At 67.1% G+C, this 17,455-nt stretch carries 14 protein-coding genes; 5 read left to right on the plus strand and 9 right to left on the minus strand.

Features of this window, described 5'->3' with window-relative positions; all coding sequences use genetic code 11:
- Positions 1 to 163: 163 nt before the first annotated feature.
- Entirely contained in the window at positions 164 to 859 is a 696-nt protein-coding gene (locus FBZ90_RS25295; RefSeq protein WP_145736088.1) for a hypothetical protein, read from the minus strand.
- Positions 860 to 1,883: 1,024 nt separating this feature from the next.
- On the opposite strand from FBZ90_RS25295, the gene ettA reads away from it, so the two are divergent.
- Positions 1,884 to 3,560, plus strand: coding sequence for an energy-dependent translational throttle protein EttA (gene ettA, locus FBZ90_RS25300; RefSeq protein ID WP_044563973.1), 1,677 nt, complete (start codon positions 1,884 to 1,886; stop codon positions 3,558 to 3,560).
- A gap of 65 nt (positions 3,561 to 3,625) precedes the next feature.
- Here ettA and FBZ90_RS25305 read toward each other — a convergent pair whose 3' ends face one another.
- The 7 genes from FBZ90_RS25305 to FBZ90_RS25335 all read right to left on the minus strand — a co-directional run bounded on the left by FBZ90_RS25305 (position 3,626) and on the right by FBZ90_RS25335 (position 11,955).
- Positions 3,626 to 4,891 carry a histidine-type phosphatase gene (locus FBZ90_RS25305; protein ID WP_211102320.1) on the minus strand — a complete coding sequence of 422 codons (1,266 nt, stop codon included), beginning with the start codon at positions 4,889 to 4,891 and terminating at the stop codon, positions 3,626 to 3,628.
- A complete protein-coding gene (locus tag FBZ90_RS25310) occupies positions 4,891 to 7,830 on the minus strand; it encodes a TonB-dependent receptor (protein WP_145736090.1) in 2,940 nt (979 codons plus the stop codon). Before FBZ90_RS25310 ends, FBZ90_RS25305 begins: the two co-directional genes overlap by 1 nt.
- Positions 7,831 to 7,943: 113 nt before the next feature.
- Complete coding sequence (locus FBZ90_RS25315; RefSeq protein ID WP_145736092.1) at positions 7,944 to 8,912, minus strand: FecR family protein; 969 nt, start codon at positions 8,910 to 8,912, stop codon at positions 7,944 to 7,946.
- Positions 8,912 to 9,427 (minus strand): RNA polymerase sigma factor, encoded by a 516-nt coding sequence (locus FBZ90_RS25320; RefSeq protein WP_145736094.1) that lies wholly within the window; start codon positions 9,425 to 9,427, stop codon positions 8,912 to 8,914. The genes FBZ90_RS25315 and FBZ90_RS25320 overlap by 1 nt, the downstream gene beginning before the upstream one ends.
- A 95-nt stretch (positions 9,428 to 9,522) precedes the next feature.
- A complete protein-coding gene (locus FBZ90_RS25325; RefSeq protein ID WP_145736097.1) occupies positions 9,523 to 10,302 on the minus strand; it encodes a hypothetical protein in 780 nt (259 codons plus the stop codon).
- Between the two features lie 100 nt (positions 10,303 to 10,402).
- Entirely contained in the window at positions 10,403 to 11,083 is a 681-nt protein-coding gene (locus FBZ90_RS25330; RefSeq protein ID WP_246130870.1) for an MlaC/ttg2D family ABC transporter substrate-binding protein, read from the minus strand.
- A gap of 125 nt (positions 11,084 to 11,208) precedes the next feature.
- Positions 11,209 to 11,955, minus strand: a complete 747-nt coding sequence (locus tag FBZ90_RS25335) for an MlaA family lipoprotein (RefSeq protein WP_145736099.1) — start codon at positions 11,953 to 11,955, stop codon at positions 11,209 to 11,211.
- A 424-nt stretch (positions 11,956 to 12,379) separates the two neighbouring features.
- Here FBZ90_RS25335 and FBZ90_RS25340 point away from each other — a divergent pair, with 424 nt between their 5' ends.
- The 4 genes from FBZ90_RS25340 to FBZ90_RS25355 all read left to right on the plus strand — a co-directional run bounded on the left by FBZ90_RS25340 (position 12,380) and on the right by FBZ90_RS25355 (position 15,797).
- Positions 12,380 to 13,312: an ArsR/SmtB family transcription factor gene (locus FBZ90_RS25340; protein ID WP_145736100.1), complete on the plus strand. Its 933-nt coding sequence runs from the start codon at positions 12,380 to 12,382 to the stop codon at positions 13,310 to 13,312.
- A 26-nt stretch (positions 13,313 to 13,338) separates the two neighbouring features.
- Entirely contained in the window at positions 13,339 to 14,289 is a 951-nt protein-coding gene (gene metF, locus FBZ90_RS25345) for a methylenetetrahydrofolate reductase (RefSeq protein WP_145736102.1), read from the plus strand.
- A gap of 185 nt (positions 14,290 to 14,474) precedes the next feature.
- Positions 14,475 to 15,182, plus strand: a complete 708-nt coding sequence (locus FBZ90_RS25350) for a beta/gamma crystallin-related protein (RefSeq protein WP_186456041.1) — start codon at positions 14,475 to 14,477, stop codon at positions 15,180 to 15,182.
- A 15-nt stretch (positions 15,183 to 15,197) separates the two neighbouring features.
- Entirely contained in the window at positions 15,198 to 15,797 is a 600-nt protein-coding gene (locus tag FBZ90_RS25355) for a beta/gamma crystallin-related protein (RefSeq protein ID WP_145736104.1), read from the plus strand.
- 43 nt (positions 15,798 to 15,840) lie between these two features.
- Here the strand turns inward: FBZ90_RS25355 and FBZ90_RS25360 are convergent, their stop codons facing one another.
- Positions 15,841 to 17,427 (minus strand): S41 family peptidase, encoded by a 1,587-nt coding sequence (locus tag FBZ90_RS25360; protein ID WP_145736106.1) that lies wholly within the window; start codon positions 17,425 to 17,427, stop codon positions 15,841 to 15,843.
- Positions 17,428 to 17,455 lie beyond the last annotated feature (28 nt).

Here is a 17,455-nt window from a genome sequence, read left to right on the forward strand (position 1 = left end):
GCGGGGGGGGGCGGTGGGCGCCTCACATCCTATGCGCGAACTTGCGTCACCAGCATGAGCCGGGCAAATCGGGGCGGTGAATTATCCAGGCTAGAAGCGGGAAGGCCAAGAGGGAGGGGGGAGCTTATGGCGCTCCCCCTTTACACAGACAAGCAGGGGCCGCCTAGCGACGACGAGAGGGTGCAAACGGATCAAATCCATACATGTCGTAGATGGCGTTGTTGCCGCCAAGTGCCAAGGACCTGGCGCGGGTCATATCGGCCTCGATCATTGCCTTGAGGGCGCTAATCTGGGTTGTTTCCTCCAGAGAGCGCTGCATTTGCCTCGTTACCTCATCGAGAGAGTTGGACGTGTATAGTTGAGCGGCATGTCCGGCAATGCCTGCTTCAAGGTTGCTTCGGGCCATATTCTCCGCCCAGTTGTGCTGATCGGTTGTGAATTGCTTAACCGATAATGCTCCACGGGCCGCTTCCAACGTCTTCGCATGCTCTGCCTGTAGACTATCGGTCATAGCGGCGGCGGCAAGGCTAGCTGCCATCTGTTCGCGGGCATGCTGCACACTTGGATCAACGTGGGCCGCCAGCCCTAACCCGGCAATAGAAGCGGCCAGCGTCTGTTCTCGGGCGTGCTGCACATTTGGGTCGAGGCGCACCTTAAGCCTGCCTCCGGTGCTTCCGGTGCTCCGAGGGGGGGGGCTATTAGAAGCTGCCCGATTTCGTGCTTGAGCCATCAGCGTATCCTGCTGCTTTCTAAACTTACGGCGCAGCCGGTGAATCATGGACTCATTGGCGCTAGGCGCTGTTTGACGGATGGCATCCGCCACTGCGGCATCCGCGTGCGCTAGCAGGTAATCGGCCATTCGGGCGAGAATGGCCTTGTCTCCGGGCAACTCGCTTCCCAAGGGGCGGCCCCGGCGATGGGAGGTAGTAGCATTCTGCATCGACTAAACTCCGGTGAAGGTGGACATGCCGCATTGTTTGAGGAAGCCGCCCGAATTGACAGGGATTTGAATTCGCTTGCCGGTGAACTCAACGGACAAAAAACACCTTACCATGTGGCGGGGACGGACAAAAATTCTAGCTGTGGTGGGAATGCATCATGCTGTCGCCCCTTAACAGGGCGGTGGGGAATGCTTGAAGGCGCTGCCTAGACGTGCCGGCGCGTTTGCCAGCGGCGTGATATCAATGCCAGTCATGAGCCCATCTCAGCAACGCTTGGCCTTCTGCGAAAGGAACGAGCAGCCCAAGGGCGGGGCTGTCATAGGCCGCCCAGCGCCGGTTGCGGGGCGCTACTGCACAAGCCGCAGGCGCGGAAGTGAGCCGCCTTGATGGTCCCGCATGGGCTGCTTCCATCCGTTAGCCATCCGCATAGCGGGAGTGGGGCAAAGGGGAGCCGGATAACCCGACTGTCCTAATCTTTCCAAGGGCGGTGTGGAAAGCCGAAAGCATCGGCCGCAAACAGTGACGGACAGCGGAACCTATAGTTCCTTGGCGAGACCTATAGTCTCTGGCGGGGTCCTCTGACCCCTAGTCGCGGGCCCAAGTCCCTCGCCACCGCTCGTAGCAATGCCCCAGCTTTCCACCAATTGGATATCCTGCTGAAAGATCAGCAAGTCAAGCTGACCGCACATGAGATCGCTCGCGGGGGGCTCAATCGGCGTCGGCTTTTTTGTGGACATGGCCAGCGGCTCGATTATCTATGGGGTGCCCTGGAGGTGGCCGTTTCAGGGTGCGCAGCATGCATTTTGATGGGCATAGCGGACGCAGGAATCACCCGGCTGTCTGAGTAGGAAAGGTGCGTCGAACTCAATTTTTTTCGAGATCGACCTACACAGGTTCTACACAGGCAAATTTGAACCGGAATTATCTAAGGAAATCAATAGCATGGCCAGCTACCAATACGTTTATGTGATGAAGGGTGTGACCAAGGTCTACCCCGGCGGCCGCAAGGTTTTCGAGAACATCTGGCTGAGCTTCTACCCCGGCGCCAAGATCGGCGTGCTGGGCGTGAACGGCTCGGGTAAGTCCACCCTGCTGAAGATCATGGCCGGCCTGGACAAGGACTACAACGGCGAGGCCTGGGCCGCCGACGGCGTGTCCGTCGGTTACCTGCCGCAGGAACCGCAGTTGGACCCCAACAAGAACGTCCAGGAAAACGTCATGGACGCCCTGGGCGCCACCAAGGGCCTGCTGGACCGGTTCAACGAGGTCAGCAACGCCATGGCGGACCCGGACGCCGACTTCGACGCGCTGATCGCCGAGCAGGCGGAGCTGCAGGAGAAGATCGACGCCGCCGACGCCTGGGACATCGAGCGCACCGTGGACATCGCCATGGACGCCCTGCGCTGCCCCCCGGGCGACGCCGACGTGACCAAGCTGTCGGGCGGTGAGAAGCGCCGCGTGGCGCTGTGCAAGCTGCTGCTGTCCAAGCCCGACATGCTGCTGCTGGACGAACCGACCAACCATCTGGACGCGGAAAGCGTCGCCTGGTTGCAGCGCTTCCTGGCCGACTACAAGGGCACGGTGGTGATGGTCACCCACGACCGTTACTTCCTGGACAACGTCACCGGCTGGATCCTGGAACTGGACCGCGGCTCGGGCATCCCCTACGAGGGCAACTACTCCAGCTGGCTGGAGCAGAAGGAAAAGCGCCTGGCCCAGGAAGGCCGCACCGAGGACGCCCGCCAGAAGCAGCTGGCCCAGGAACTGGAATGGGTGCGGCAGAGCCCGCGCGCCCGTCAGGCCAAGTCCAAGGCCCGTATCCAGGCCTACGAGGAATTGTTGGCCCAGAGCACGAAAGAGGCGATCACCGATACGCAGATCGTCATCCCCGTGCCGCCCCGCCTGGGCAACGTGGTCATCGAGGCCGATCACCTGAAGAAGGGCTTCGGCGACCGCCTGCTGATCGACGACCTGTCCTTCCGCCTGCCGCCGGGCGGCATCGTGGGCATCATCGGCCCCAACGGCGCCGGCAAGACCACCTTGTTCCGCATGATCACCAACCAGGACACGCCGGACGCCGGCACCTTCAAGGTGGGTGAGACGGTGAAGCTGGGCTATGTCGACCAGAGCCGCGACGCCCTCAACCCCAACAAGACGGTGTGGGAAGAGATCTCCGGCGGTCTGGACATCATCGAGCTGGGCAAGAAGTCCATGCCCAGCCGCGCCTACGTCTCCGCCTTCAACTTCCGTGGTTCCGACCAGCAGAAGAAGGTGGGGCAGCTGTCGGGCGGTGAGCGCAACCGCGTGCACCTGGCCATGATGCTGAAGTCTGGCGCCAACGTCCTGCTGCTCGACGAACCGACCAACGATTTGGACGTGGAAACCCTGCGGGCCCTGGAAGAGGCGCTGGTCAGCTTCGCCGGCTGCGCCGTGGTCATCAGCCACGATCGCTGGTTCCTGGACCGCATCGCCACCCACATCCTGGCCTTCGAAGGCGAAAGCCAGGTGGTCTGGTTCGAGGGCAACTACCAGGACTACGAAGCCGACCGCAAGCGCCGCCTGGGCTCGGCCGCCGACCAGCCGCACCGCATCAAGTACCGCCCGCTGGTGCGCAACTAAGCGGTTGGGGTCAGAAGGACGGGAAACGGGGAGCGGTGATGCCGCTCCCCGTTTTCATTGGTGGCTCACTCGCCCTGCGTGGCGTCCTCCGCGACGTGGCGGAAGCGCTCCACCGGGCAGTCCATCGCCGGGCCCGCCTGGCTGCACCCGGGGATGAAGACGGGGGCCGACAGGGGCGGTTGGGCCTCCGTCAGGGGCGTCAGGGTGCGCAGCTGGTCCAGGCTTTGCGCCGTGAAGCGGGCGCGGATGACGGTTTGGCCGTCCACCCGGCGCCAGCGTTCCAGCACCAGGGCCGATCCCGGGGGCACCTGGTCGGGCTGATAGCCCGGCAGCACCCAGTCCAGGCGCAGCAGGCTGGCCAGCAGTAGGATGGTGCCGTCGTGGCCCACCAGCACGGTGACGGCGGGTGCCTCCCCGGCCAGCAGGTCCGCCAGGTGCCGCGCCAGCGGCCCGGCCCCCACGCGGGCGATGTAGGGCGTGCGCAGCCGCGCGTCCAGGTCGGTGGCGTGCGCGGCCCCGGCGCGGTTCAGCGCGTCCGCGGTCACCCGTCCGCCCAGCAGGCTGGCCAGCGGCGCCCCGTCGGCATAGGCCATGATCAGGCTCTCCGTCAGGCCCGAGGCCGTGGCCAGCGGGCTTTGCAGGTTCAGCCAGTCATCGCCTTGGCCCCGGTCCAGCGCCGACGGTACGTCGGTCAGCAGCCGACGGCCCGCCAGCCTGCCGCCCGGCTGGACTTGAGCGCGGCAGTCCGCCGGGGCGCAGTTCAGCAGCAGGCGCTGCAGGGCCTCCACCGTGTCGGCATGCGCCGCCGTCCAGGCCGTGGCGTCGCCGATGCGCCCGCGCACGGCGGCCAGGGCCAGGTCGGGGTCCAGGTGCGTGGCCCCCGCCGGCACCGGGTCGAACAGCGGGTCCGCCTTGGTCGTCACCGTGTCGACGTGGGCGGGGCAGCCGGGCAGCAGTTGCTCCGCCAGCGCCCGGCCTGTTTCCACCGTGCGCTGGGGCAGGTTGGCATGCACCCGGGCGGCGGCGCAGTCGCCTGCTGGCAACAGCCCCAGCGCCCGGTAATGCTCCCGGTAATAGCCGCCGAACAGGGCGGCGGCCTGGAAGCCGTGGGCTGTCAGGTGGCCGGGCGGCACGGCGAAGGACGGCCAGGGTTCCGCCGTCCAGCGCCCCAGCTCCTCCGGCGTCGACATGGCGGCGCGGATACCGTGCCGGGTCAGGATGACCACCCGCTCCAGATGGTCCGCCGGCGCCCCGGCTGCTTCCGGCCGGGCGGGCAGGGCCAGCAGCAGCATCGCCGCCGCCAGCCCCCGCAGCAGGGCCTTGCCACCCATCAGTACTTCACCCGCACGCCGAACCGGAAGGTGCGGCCGAAGTCGGTGTAGGTGGCGAACAGGCCGTTGTTCACATACTGGCTCTGGGCTGAACCGGTCACGTTGATGGCCTCCGCCGTCAGGGTCATGTGGTCGTCCACCGCGTAGGTGGCGTTCAGGTCCAGGGTGCCGAAGGCCCGGTCGTTGACCGACGACAGCCCGTTGGTGCCCACCTGGTTCAGGATGTTGCCCGTCCAGCTGTAGGCCGCGCGCACGCCGATGGGCCCCTTCTCGTAAAAGGCGGTCAGGTTGTAGCTGTGACGGGCCACACCGGCCAGATCGGCCTCGAAAAAGCGGCCTGTGGTGATGTCGTGGTAGGTCGCCCCGGAATTGGTGATGGTGAGGTTGGCCAGGAAGCCCAGGCCATCAAACGGGGCGGGCAGAAAGGTGAAGAGCTGCTGATAGGCCAGCTCGCCGCCGATGACATGGGCGCCGCCGCCGTTGACGGGGGCGGTCAGCAGATAGCTCTGCCCGTCCACCACCAGCGGGGTCACCTGATTGAAGGTGAAGGTGCTGATGTCCTTGTAGAAGAAGTCGGCGATCAGCGCGCTGCTGCGGGTGAAGTACCACTCGGCCGAGGCGTCGTACTGCCAGGCCTCATAAGGGCGCAGCTGCGGGTTGCCGCCGGTCGCGGTGAAGATGGTGTTGGAGGAGTTCAGCGTGATCTGCGGGCCCAGGCTGGACAGCGAGGGCCGGGTGATGACCTTGGAGGCCGCCAGGTGCAGTTGCACGTCGGGCTGCAGTTCCAGCACCAGGTTGGCCGAGGGCAGGGCGTTGGTGTAGATGCGCTCGTACCGCACCGGGATGGCCCGGGTGCCGCTGGTGGCGCTGCCGCTGGACGTCTGGTCGGTGTTGGTGACGCGCACGCCGGCGTCGCCGCGCAGGGGCAGGCCGAACAGGGTGGTGGACAGGCTGGTCATGACGTAACCGGCGCTGATGGTCTCCGTCACCTTGTAGGAATTGCGCAGGTCGGCGGCGGTCAGCGGCTGGTCCACCACGGTGGGGTCCATGCGGCTGTAGAACGCGCCGGTGTCCGGCACCAGCCAGGTGCGGGGCAGCGTGCCGGAGGCGTCGGCCAGGAAGCCGCTGACCGGGAAACTGTCGTAATAGCTGGCGGGGAAATACTGGCCGGTGATGTTCTTGGTGATGGTCAAGTCGCGCCGGTCGTAGTCGCGGCCCCGATCGCGATACTTGGCGCCCATCTGGATCTTGGAGAAGGGGCCCCAGTCCAGGTCATGCTCCGCGTCGAACTGGATGGCGCCTTCCGTGTCCTTGGCGTTCTCGGTGCGCCATTCCAGCCGGCGGCCCGGCAGCAGGGTGATGGAGTTCAGGTCGGCCGTCAGATAGGTCAGGCTGGGCACGCCATCGTCCGATGAGGGCATGTTGAAGGCGACTTGGCCGGCGGACCCCAGGATGCGGGACCGGCGGATGGGCGTGGGGGTGCCGCTGTCGGCGCGGTTGTAGGCGCCGTCGGCCGACAGGGTCCAGCCGTCGATGCGGTACTTGCCGTTCAGACCCACCTGATAGTTGGTGTGCAGCAGGTCGGACTCCTCGCGCCCGATCTGCACGCTGACCGGGGCGGTCGCCGCCACGACGGCGCCGTCCCGGATGGACACACTGCCCGGCGCCGCCTTGGCGATATTCCAGTCGGCGGAGTAGGTCTTCTCGTCGTAGTGCATGTTCAGCCGGGTGAACAGCACATCCAGCCCGACCTCCAGATTGTCGTTGGGCGCCCATTGCGCCGCCGCGTTCATGCCCACCCGGCGGCTGTGCTGCATTTCCAGGGTCGGGCGCACGCCGCTGGCGTCGATCACCGGCCCGCTGTCGGCCTTGCCGTCGCCGTTGGTGTCGATGCCGTTGGGGTAAAGGGTCCAGGTGCTGCCCAGCACGCGATCTTGGCGCACCGTGCGCTCGTCATACACGGCGGCGAGCAGCACGCCGAAGGTTTTGGCGTCGTTGTTCCAGCTGGTGAGGCCGGAGACGTGGGGGTCGGTGGCGTCGGCCAACTGGGCATAGCTGCCGCTGGCCGACCCGGTGAAGGTCAGGTCGCCCAGCTCCAGCGGGCGAAAGGTGCGGATGTTCACCAGGCCGCCGATGGCGCCCTCATCCTGGCTGGCCAGGGGGCTTTTCACTACCTCGATGCCCGACACCAGTTCGGACGGCAGGGTGTCGAAGCGGAAGTTGCGGCCCGACTGGCCGCTGTCGCGCACGTTCTCGTTCACCGCCATGCTGCGGCCGTTCAAGGTGGTGACCTCGAAATCCGGGCCCAGGCCGCGGATGCGGACGAACAGGCCCTCGCCCCGATCGCGGGAGATGGTGACGCCCGGGATGTGCTGCATGGCCTCGGCCACGTTCTGGCTGGGAAATTTACCGATGTCCTCCGCCGAAATGGCGTCCACCACGTTGTCCGCCAGACGCTTGGTGTCCAGGGCGCGGGTGACGCTGCCGGCGAAGCCGGTGACGATGATTTCCTCCAGCGGGCTGGCATCGGCGGCCGCCAGGCTGGTGGCGGGGGCCGCGCTCGCGGCCGGGGTTTCGGTCGCGGCCTTGGGGACCCCCATCTTCAACACGACGCTGTCGCCATCCAGGGTGTAGTCGAGCCCGGTGCCGGCCAGCAGGCGGCCCAGCGCGTCCGGTGTGCTGAAGGCGCCACTGAGGCCGCCGGTACGCTTGCCGTCCAGCAGCGCCGGGTCGGCCAGCACCTGTAAGCCGGTGGCGCGGGAGAAGGCGTTGAGCGCGGCGCGCAGGTCGCCGGCGGCGATGGTGAATTGCGTCACGCTCTGCGCCGCCAGGGCGGCCGGCGCCGTGGTCGTGATCGCCGCCGTGGCCAGGGCCAGGGCGGAGGCTGAGGCGCGCAGGTGGCGCAGGGCGCGGCCCAGGGCCGTATCCAGGTTCTTCATTCTTGTCCCCAAATCCCGTGGCCGCGTCCCCCCGTGGGCGCGACCTCGGGCCGGAAGACGGTCGGGCCTTCGCAAACCGGACAGCGAATTTTGTGAAGCTTATGAGACGGGGCCTACGCCGTGGGTTGCAGCACCAGGCGATCGGCGTCCCGCTCCACGGTGAAGCCGTGGACCCGGCCCAGGGTGCCGAGCAGGCGGGCGGGATCATCCAGCCGGAAGCGGCCGGAGATCTGGCGCGCGGCCAAGCGGCTGTCGGTCAGCACGATTGGCACGGCGCTGCGGCGGCTCAGCCGTTCGGCCAGACGGCCCAGGGTGATTCCCTCCGTTTCCAGCCAGCCCTGGCGCCAATCCTCGGCGGTGGGGTTGAAGTCGGCCATGGCCTGAAGCTGGCCGTTATGGACATCGGCGCGCTGTCCCGCCGTCAGCTCGCGCCGGCCGCCGGTGGCGCTGAGGCGCACCCGGCCGCGATAGACGGACAGTTCCACCACGTCGCGGGTCAGGTCGATATCGAAGGCGGTGCCCAGGACGGTGATCGCAGCGCGGTCGCCGGCCTGAATCTCGAACGGCCGGTCGCTGTCGTGCGCCACGTCGAAGAAGGCTTCGCCCCGGCTCAAGGTCAGCCATCGGTGGCCGTGGCCCAAGCGTGCCTCGACCACCGTGTCGCCGTTGAGGTCTAGCCGCGTTCCGTCCGGCAGGGTGACGCTGCGCCCTTGCCCGTTGGCCGTCTCATAGCGCAGGGGCGTGGCCAGCGCCCAATCCAGGGTGGGCCAGGCCATGACCATGGCCGCGACGGCGCAGGCCGCCAGCGCGAGGCGGGGCAGCACGCGGGCCACCACAGCGGTCCGGGTGGCACTGCGGCCGGGGGCTGGGGCGTCCAGTGCGGCCAGCGCCTCCGCCAGGGCGGGATCCTCCAGGGTGGTGGCCAGCGCCTGGTACCGGTCGCGGTGGTGCGGGTCGGCGGCCAGCCAGGCCTGGAACGCGGCCTCCTCCGCCGGCGGCAGGAGGGCATCGGCACGGCGCAAAGCCCAGCGGGCGGCCTCCTCCCCCACACCGGGGGGGCCATTGGTGCTGTGGTCGGCCATCACGGCGTGCCCTCCTTCCGGCTCGCCAGCGGGCGGGCGCGTTCGCCGCGCGCCATTTCCTGGTGCAACCATTCCAGGGCGCGCACCACATGCTTTTCCGCCGCCGCCTCGCTCATGTCCAGGGCCTGCGCGATATCACGGAGGCTTTCCCCCTTGAGGCGCCGGCGGACGAAGACCTCCCGGCGCAAGGGAGGCATGGCCTCCAAGGCCCGCTGAAAGGCGGCCACGCGCTGACGGTGCATGATCACCTCCTCCGCCCGGGGGGCGTCGCACGCCAGGTCGTCGCCCAGCTCTTCGGTCGCGGCGCGATGGCTGGCGCGGAAATGATCGCGCACCAGGTTCTGCGCGATGCGGAAGCACAGGGCGGCACTGTCCCCCACCGTGCTTTTCAGGCGATAGGTGAACAGCCGGATGAAGGTTTCCTGCACCAGGTCCTCGCTGACCCAGGGGTCGCCCACCCGGCGCATGATGAACCGATAGAGGCTGGTGCGTTCAGGCAGTGAATCCTCGGTCATGGCGTGCGCCCCTGGCCTGCGATGGCGCGGCGTCTATCATCAACGACCGTCGGTTGCGACCCTGGACGCATGACATTCTCATGACCGCTCCCGCCTCAGGAGTGATGGGGCGGCAGCAGCAGATGCGCGGCCACCGTGGTGTCAAAGCCGGTATCGCGGGAGATTTCACCGGGTGGCGCCACGTCCCATGACCATGTGGCCAGGCGCTTTCCCGGAAGTGCCTGGCCGAACAACGGGTCCTCCACCGACTGGACGCCTCCTTGGCCGTCCCGCCACCGGCGCTCCACATCCGCCAGGATCAGGCAGGGGGCGGCCAGGCGCGCCAGGTGGTCGAGGTGCGCCCGCACGATGTCCGCCGCCAGCCGATCGGCCACCGCTTCACCGTCCTGCGCCGCCACCAGGCCGCGCGCCGTCAGGGGCAGTTGGGAGGCCAGGTTCAGCGAGATGACCAAATCCAAGGCGGTGCCGACATGGGCATCGCACCCGGGTTTCAGGGGGCGCCCGTCGACGACGCTGTCCACCAGGCCGGTCAGGTCCACACGGTCCAGGGTGATGCGCGGATCGCGCCAGGCGCGCCAGCGCGCCGACGGTCCATGGGCGATATCGGCCAGGATGAGCCGTTCGAAACGGGGCAGCAGCGCCGCCAGCGGCAGGTCCAGCAGCGGGCCGGAGCCCAGGACCAGCAGGGTTCCGCCCCGGCCGAACCGCTCCGCCGCCTCGGCCACCTGCCGCCGGCTGTATTCCAGGTGGGGCGCCCAGTCGCGGGCGCGGCGGCGCCCCCGGGCGGCGATGGCCGCCGCTTCGCGATGATATCCCAGCCGCCGGGCGGCGGGTGGGCAGGCCGTCAGGCCGCTGGTGATCCATTCCACAAGCATGGAGGGAGGCTACGGTGCCCAGCGCCAAAAAGAAATGGCGCCCCAGGGTCGTTGCCCCGGGGCGCCATTCCAACTGCCAATTCTCTCGATTCTGCCGGCTTTATTGGGCCACGCCGGCGTTGGCCTTCTGGATACGGTCGCGCAGGGCTTCCAGCAGGGCGTTGAAGTCGCCGCCATGGCTTTCGATCACGGAGGCGAACTCGGAACGCTGCGTCAGGCTCATGCTGACGTTTTCCACCACCACGTCGATGATGCGGAAGCTGCCGTCCTTGGAACGCAGGCGCCAGTCGACATTCACCGCCGGACCGTTGGAACGGATGACCTGGCTGTTGACGATGGCGTCCTTTTCACCGTCCGGCTGGGCGTTGCCGACCTTGAACGTCTCACCGGCGTACTGGCTGAACCGTTCCGCGTAGACCGAGACGATCATGGTCTGGAACAGCTTCATGTATTCCTGACGCTGGGCGTCGTTGGCGATGTTCCAGTACCGGCCCAGGACGAAGCGGCCAATGGTCTGCAGGTCGAAATTCTGTTCCAGCAGCTGGGTGAAGGTGGACTGGATTTCCGCCTTCGAGGCGCCGGGCTTGGACAAGACGCCGATGGCCCGGTCGCCCAATCCCTGCACGAACTTCACGGCCGCGCCGGCATCGGCGGCGGCCAGCGCGGGGGTGGCGAAGGGCAGGCCCAGGGAAAGGGCGAGGCCCATCGTGGCGGTGCCGAGCAAAAGGGTACGGCGCGTCAGCATGTTGGTCATGGCCTTGTTGATCTCTTCGTGTGTCAAGACTGTCCGCTGGGGACGGGGGCTGATGCAGTGATGGGGGTCACGGCGGGTCAGTACAGTTTCGGGCGTCCCGCTTCCATCATGGCGGCGGCATGGCCGACGCCCAGGCGCCGGGCGCCTTTCTATTACGGGTCGGGGTTCTGGGAGTAGTCGGGAATGGTGGGATATTGGCGCGGATCTGCCTTGCCGTTCAGGATATAGCCGTCGCGTTGCTGCCGATAGGCGGCCCGGATGGCGGCGTAGTAATCGACGCTGTTCTTGCGCAGATCGTCCAGCGCCTCGAAATAGGTTGACCGCGCGTCGAGCACCGTCAAGCCAACGCGGGTATAGTTGGCCCAGTCGTTGTCGGTGTTGCCGGCGACGCGGGTGACGGGATCGCCCCATGCCTCAAGCCCGAAGCCGGCGGCATCGCGGACGGAGGAGGCGCCCAGGAAGGGCAGCACCAGATAGGGGCCCTCGTCGATGCCCCAGACGGCGAAGGTCTGGCTCAGGCTCTGATAATGATAGGGGATGCCATTGGCGGCCGCCACGTCGACCAGGCCGCCGATGCCCACCGTGGAGTTGATGACGAACCGCTCCACCGTCACGCCAGCGCCCTCGAAGTCGCCTTGCAGCAGGTTGTTGGCCAGGGTAAGGGGGGAGCGCACGTTGTTCAGCACGTTGGACACGGCGTCGCGCAGGGCCGGCGGGATGGCCCAGCGGTAGGCCTGGGCCACCGGGCGCAGCACGGCCTGGTCCACCTGGTCGTTGAACCAGAAAACGCCGCGGTTCATCCCTTCCAGCGGGTCATTGGCCTCCGGGCCCGCCAAGGCGGGCTGCATCGGGGTGCCATCGGGCTTGTGGGCGCAGGCCGATGTGCCGAGCAAGGCCATCAAGGCAAGTAATGGGGGGGCCAGACGCCGTCCCCAGCGGGCCGGAGGGGGCCGCTTTGGGCTGGAAGCCAAGGACCCATCCGGCACGGTCAGCGACATGAGGCGCATGCGTCAACCCACGGTTAAGTTGGTTACTGGGGGGAATGATTGGCATACTTTGTGGCCAAATCCAGGCACCACTATGAGGTGGGCCAGGGTGGGGCCATTTTCTATCCAACCTTCGATATAGGATTCAGCCATCCGGCGAGTGGGTGCCGGGATGGCGCCTGGAGCGCTCGGCGTCCCGTCGTAGGCCTCCCGCAACACCCCGCCCCGATGTCGATCCGATGGGGGTGCCCGGCGGTGGCATAAATTCTCTCGCATAAAGACATCTTTATATGTACAAACGATCCAGCGATAACGACGGCGCGGGATTTGGTGGACCATGGATTTTCTGCTGGGGGCATTGAAGGCGGCGGCCGAACCGACGCGCCTGCGCTTGCTGGCCCTGTGTGCCCATGGTGAGCTGACGGTCAGCGAATTGACCCAGATTCTGGGGCAGAGCCAGCCGCGTGTGTCCCGCCACCTGAAACTGTTGTGCGACGCGGGCCTGCTGGACCGCTTCCGCGAGGGCATCTGGGCCTATTACCGACTGGCGGAACGCGGGGCGGTCGCGGAACTGGCGCGTACCCTGGTGGATGCCATCCCGGCGGACGATCCGGGCCTGGCACTGGATCTGGAACGGCTGGACCAGATCAAGCGCGCGCGCCAGGAGACGGCGGCCCAGTATTTCCGTGATAACGCCGCCCGTTGGCATGAGGTGCGCAGCCTGCATGTGCCGGAGCGCGAGGTGGAGCAGGCGTTGCTGGCCCTGGTGCCCGCCGCCGGCATCGGCGATCTGCTGGATATCGGCACGGGCACCGGCCGCATGCTGGAGCTGTTCGCCCCCCACGTCACCCGGGCCCTGGGCATCGACGCCTCGCGCGAGATGCTGGCGGTGGCCCGGGCGAACCTGGAAAAGGCCAGCCTGCGCCATGTCCAGGTCCGTCTGGCGGACATGTACCAGGTGCCGGTTCCCACCGGCAGCCAGGACATGGTGATCATCCACCAGGTGCTGCATTATGCCGAGGAGCCGCAGGAGGTGCTGGCCGAGGCCGCGCGCGTGCTGCGCCCCGGCGGCCGGCTGGTGGTGGTCGACTTCGCCAGCCATGCCCTGGAGAACCTGCGGACCGACCACGCCCATCGCCGCCTGGGCTTCACCGATGCGGATATGGCGCAATGGTTCGCCAACGCCGGTCTGACGGCGGCGGCACCCGTGCATCTGCCTGGCACCCCCCTGACCGTGACCCTGTGGTCCGGCCAGCGGCCCGCCTCCTGACATTCCGAGAACCCCGAGAAGCCGCCATGACCATCGTGAACGAAAGCGCCGACACCGACCGTGCCCTGGGTGGCGGGGAGCCGCTGGTGACCGTGCCGCGGGACCTGCGCGTCAGCTTTGAATTCTTCCCGCCCAAGACGGAAAAGATGGAACAGACGCTGTGGCAGGCGATTCACCGCCTGGCACCGCTGTCCCCGGCCTTCGTCTCGGTTACCTACGGCGCCGGCGGCTCCACACGGGAACGCACCCACGCCACCGTCACCGCCATCCAGCAGCAGACGGGCATCCCGGCCGCCGCGCATTTGACCTGCGTCGCGGCCACCAAGGAAGAGATCGACACCATCGCGCGCGCCTATTGGGACGCCGGTATCCGCCACATCGTGGCGCTTCGGGGTGACCCGCCCCAGGCGGCGGATGGCAGTGGCGGCCTGGGCGGCAGCGGCTATCAGCCCCACCCCGGCGGCTACGCCTACGCCACCGACCTGGTCGCGGGGCTGAAGCGGGTGGCGGATTTCGAAATCTCCGTGGCCTGCTTCCCTGAAACCCATCCAGAGGCCGCCAGCGCCGCCGCCGACATCGACAATTTGCGGCGCAAGGTGGACGCCGGCGCCACCCGCGCCATCAGCCAGTTCTTTTTCGATACCGACAAGTTCCTGCGCTTCCGCGACAGGGTGGCGGCGGCCGGCATCGATATTCCCATCGTGCCGGGCATCCTGCCCATCACCAATTTCGGCCGCGCCGTGGAATTGGGCGCCAAGTGCAACTGCGCCGTGCCGGCGTGGATGGCGGACCTGTTCGGTGGCCTGGACGCGGAACCGGAAACCCGCCAACTGGTGGCCGCCACCGTGGCCGTGCAGCAGTGCCTGCGGCTGGAGCGGGAAGGGGTGCGGGATTTCCATTTCTACACCCTGAACCGCGCCGACCTGACGGTCGCCATCTGCCATATGCTGGGGGTGCGGGCGCCCAAGGTCGCCTGAGCGGTTCCCGACGCGAACCTGAAATCCGGATGATGCCACCGCGCCGCCACGGGCTCGCCATTCTCCTGGCTTTAGGTTAAATCCGCCGGCAGGCATTCTTGCAAACGATGATTGCAAGGAATTGGGCCGGTACTGAATGGGCCGGGCGGCACATGCCGCCGGGCCGGGCGACAGGGTGGACCGTCATGACACGATTGATGCACCGAGTGATGGGGGCGGCCGTGCTGGCCGGTACCCTGATGACCGCTGGCGGTGCGCTGGCGGGGGAAATCACCCTGTATTCCGAGGCCTTCTTCCGGGGCGACGCGCTGACCATCCGCGATGGCGTGGAAAACCTGGCCGACATGGGGCGCTGGAACGACCGCGCCAAATCCATGATCGTCCGCTCAGGCGAGTGGGAGGTGTGCAAGGACTCCGGCTTCCGCAACTGCAAGCGTGTGGGCCGCGGCACCCGCATCGGCGATTTGGGTGAGATCGGGCTGTATAACGCCATCTCCTCCGCCCGGCAGATCGACGGCCGCTACTACCAGCCGGAACCGCCTCCGCCGCCGGTCTACGACCCGCCGCCGCCTCCGCCCCCGGTCTATGGCCCGCCGCCCGGCTATGGCGGTGGCATCACCTGGAACAATGCCCCCTCGGGCCCGCCGGCTTATGACCAGCCACCGCCCCCGCCGCCCAGTTATGGTGGCGGTGTCACCTGGAATGACGACCGGCGGGACGGGCCCCCGCCCATGGGCGATTGCCGCCGCCGCATCTATGACGCCTTCGTCCAGCGCTTCGGCCCGCCTGGCGACGTCAATTTCCGGGGTGAGGAGTGGGAAGGCCGCATCTTCTGGAATGGGGACCGCTGGCACTACCGCTGCACGCCGGAGCAGATCAACATCTGGCAGTGATGATGGGGGACGGGAATGTCAGGTGTCACCGCCCGGCTGCTGATTGCCACGGGCCTGATGGTCGGTGCCGCCCTGTCCGGAACGGGGACCGCATGGGCGTACGACGCCGGGATCATCCTGTATTCGGGACAGGACCGGGGCGGAAGCACCCTCGATATTGAGGACGATACCGAGAACCTGGCCGGCAGCGGTTGGAACGACCGGGCGCGGTCCCTGACGGTCACGGCGGGAACGTGGGAGGTGTGCCGCCACGCCGGCTACCGTGACTGCGAGACGGTCAGCGCTTGGGATGTCATCAACGACTTGTCCCGCATCGGCCTGGACCGGGCCATTTCCTCCGTCCGCCGTGTCGATCGGCCGGCGCCAGCACCGGTGGCGACCACCGGCACCGGTTCACCCATCGTGTGGAACACCAGACGGCCGGCGACCCTATGGTCCCTCACCAGCGCGGGCGACTGCCGGCCCGATATACGCGCGGCCTTCGCCCAACGCTTCGGCTCCGCCGGCGAGGGTGGTTTCGACGGCGGCCCAAGTGACGGGCGGCTCACCTGGGATGGCAAGGTGTGGGGCTATAACTGCGCCTACCGCCAAACGGATATTTGGCCGGAGGATTAGCCGGGCAGGGTTTTCGGGGCGGAGAGCGGTGGCCGAACCAACTTTAATCCATGATGATGCTGGGCGGCGGATGGGGCGGCTGTGGTTGGGAGCGGGGACACCCAGGGCCGGTCGCCCCCCAGTCCGCCGGAGTCGGCGGCAGATGCTGCACCCACGCCTGGACGGCGGCGGTATCGGTGATATCCCCTCGAAAGCGGAACCCAGGCAGGGGCCGATAAGGGATGTTGTTGCCCCGGCAGCGGTCGATGGCGGCGTTGACCGAGAAATACAGGGACCACCGCAGCGAGGGTAGGGGTGTTCGGATGATGGAGCCGAAGATGGTGTCGGCGCCCGTGTCCCGGCCCGCCAAGATCGTATTGGGCATTGGCAGCATCATGTCCACGCCGTCCAGACAGGCGGAGACGCAAGCATAGTCCGTCAGCAGGATGACCTGGCCGGCGATAGGATCGGCAGGGGCGATGGCATCTCCGGTCCGGCCCAGTCCGTTCATGAAGGTGTGGCTAGGCTTGCCGTGATCCAACGCCCGCTGCAGGATCATCCCCATCTGGCTGCCCGTTTCCGGCGTGGCAGCGGCATAGACCCCCGCGCTCTGACGCTCCATCTCCCGGTATTTCCCAACCACGAGGGGCGTCACGCGATAGAGGGCGCGTCCCGACGCTGGCTGGTGGCTGGAGAAAAAGTCGTCACCCCAAAGCAAGGAAGCGAGGCGTTGGGGCACCAGATCGCTGCCTCCCCAGTTGGCACGAAGGTCGATCACCACTTGGTGTGCGGCTCGGATGTCGGCCAAGTGCGCCTTGATCTCAGCCAGGAAGGCGTTCCAGTTTTCACCGGACGGCGCCATCGATGACAGGGTGATCCACCATAGGCCGGGTGCCGGCTGCGACAGCCCCAGGGGCGGGGCGGGACCGTATCCGGCGGCCGCGTTTATCTCGGCCTGCAAATCGTTTTCCGGTGGAGGGGCGCGGTATTCCAGGGGGTACATGCGGCCTCCGGACTGGCCCTTGAACCAGCAAGCCCGCGGCAGTGGCGCATACGTGTTGCCCAGGTCCAGCAGCAGCAGCGGTGCCGTGCGGTACCGCCCGCCCTCCAGGTCCAGATTGTCGAAATAGGCATCCAGGCGGGCCCGGGCCAGCGCGTCCACGGGATAGCCGTCACAGGTGACCAGGACCGCCCCCACGGGCGGTCCACGCTCCCCCAGCCAGGGGGCGACGTTTCGAACCACATAGTGGCTGTCGACATAGGCCAGGATGATGCCGGGCCAGCGTTGCAAGTCGGAATAACGATATTTGGCGTTGCGGTTGATCCGGATGTGGGCGTCACGGAATCCGCCGACATAATGGGTGATCAGGAAATAATAGTCCCACTCCCCCCGAATATCGGGGATTTGGCGCTTGGCCTGCTCATATCCCTTGTCGATCCAAGCCTTGAAGCTTTCACCCCCCTTATCGACAACCATGGCGGGGTGGTTCTTTTTGAGGAGGGTATGGATGGCGGCCAAATCTTCCGCCGCCGCCTTGCGCCAGCCCTGCACTGTGGTGGGCTTCGGGGGATAATCGCCGCGCCTCTCCGCCATTGCGGGAAGGCAGATCATGAGCAGGAAGAGGATAAGCAGCAGGCGGAGACGTGGCATTAGGCGACCTGTGGCGGGTTTCTCAACC

The organism is Nitrospirillum pindoramense (assembly GCF_007827955.1).
GTDB lineage: Bacteria > Pseudomonadota > Alphaproteobacteria > Azospirillales > Azospirillaceae > Nitrospirillum > Nitrospirillum amazonense_B.

Excerpts from the sequence above, each read along its gene's own strand:
- FBZ90_RS25295 (WP_145736088.1), bottom strand. The coding sequence starts at position 859 with ATGGCCGATTACCTGCTAGCGCACGCGGATGCCGCAGTGGCGGATGCC.
- ettA (WP_044563973.1), top strand. The coding sequence starts at position 1,884 with ATGGCCAGCTACCAATACGTTTATGTGATGAAGGGTGTGACCAAGGTC.
- FBZ90_RS25305 (WP_211102320.1), bottom strand. The coding sequence starts at position 4,891 with ATGGGTGGCAAGGCCCTGCTGCGGGGGCTGGCGGCGGCGATGCTGCTG.
- FBZ90_RS25310 (WP_145736090.1), bottom strand. The coding sequence starts at position 7,830 with ATGAAGAACCTGGATACGGCCCTGGGCCGCGCCCTGCGCCACCTGCGC.
- FBZ90_RS25315 (WP_145736092.1), bottom strand. The coding sequence starts at position 8,912 with ATGGCCGACCACAGCACCAATGGCCCCCCCGGTGTGGGGGAGGAGGCC.
- FBZ90_RS25320 (WP_145736094.1), bottom strand. The coding sequence starts at position 9,427 with ATGACCGAGGATTCACTGCCTGAACGCACCAGCCTCTATCGGTTCATC.
- FBZ90_RS25325 (WP_145736097.1), bottom strand. The coding sequence starts at position 10,302 with ATGCTTGTGGAATGGATCACCAGCGGCCTGACGGCCTGCCCACCCGCC.
- FBZ90_RS25335 (WP_145736099.1), bottom strand. The coding sequence starts at position 11,955 with ATGGCCTTGCTCGGCACATCGGCCTGCGCCCACAAGCCCGATGGCACC.
- FBZ90_RS25340 (WP_145736100.1), top strand. The coding sequence starts at position 12,380 with ATGGATTTTCTGCTGGGGGCATTGAAGGCGGCGGCCGAACCGACGCGC.
- metF (WP_145736102.1), top strand. The coding sequence starts at position 13,339 with ATGACCATCGTGAACGAAAGCGCCGACACCGACCGTGCCCTGGGTGGC.
- FBZ90_RS25350 (WP_186456041.1), top strand. The coding sequence starts at position 14,475 with ATGACACGATTGATGCACCGAGTGATGGGGGCGGCCGTGCTGGCCGGT.
- FBZ90_RS25355 (WP_145736104.1), top strand. The coding sequence starts at position 15,198 with ATGTCAGGTGTCACCGCCCGGCTGCTGATTGCCACGGGCCTGATGGTC.
- FBZ90_RS25360 (WP_145736106.1), bottom strand. The coding sequence starts at position 17,427 with ATGCCACGTCTCCGCCTGCTGCTTATCCTCTTCCTGCTCATGATCTGC.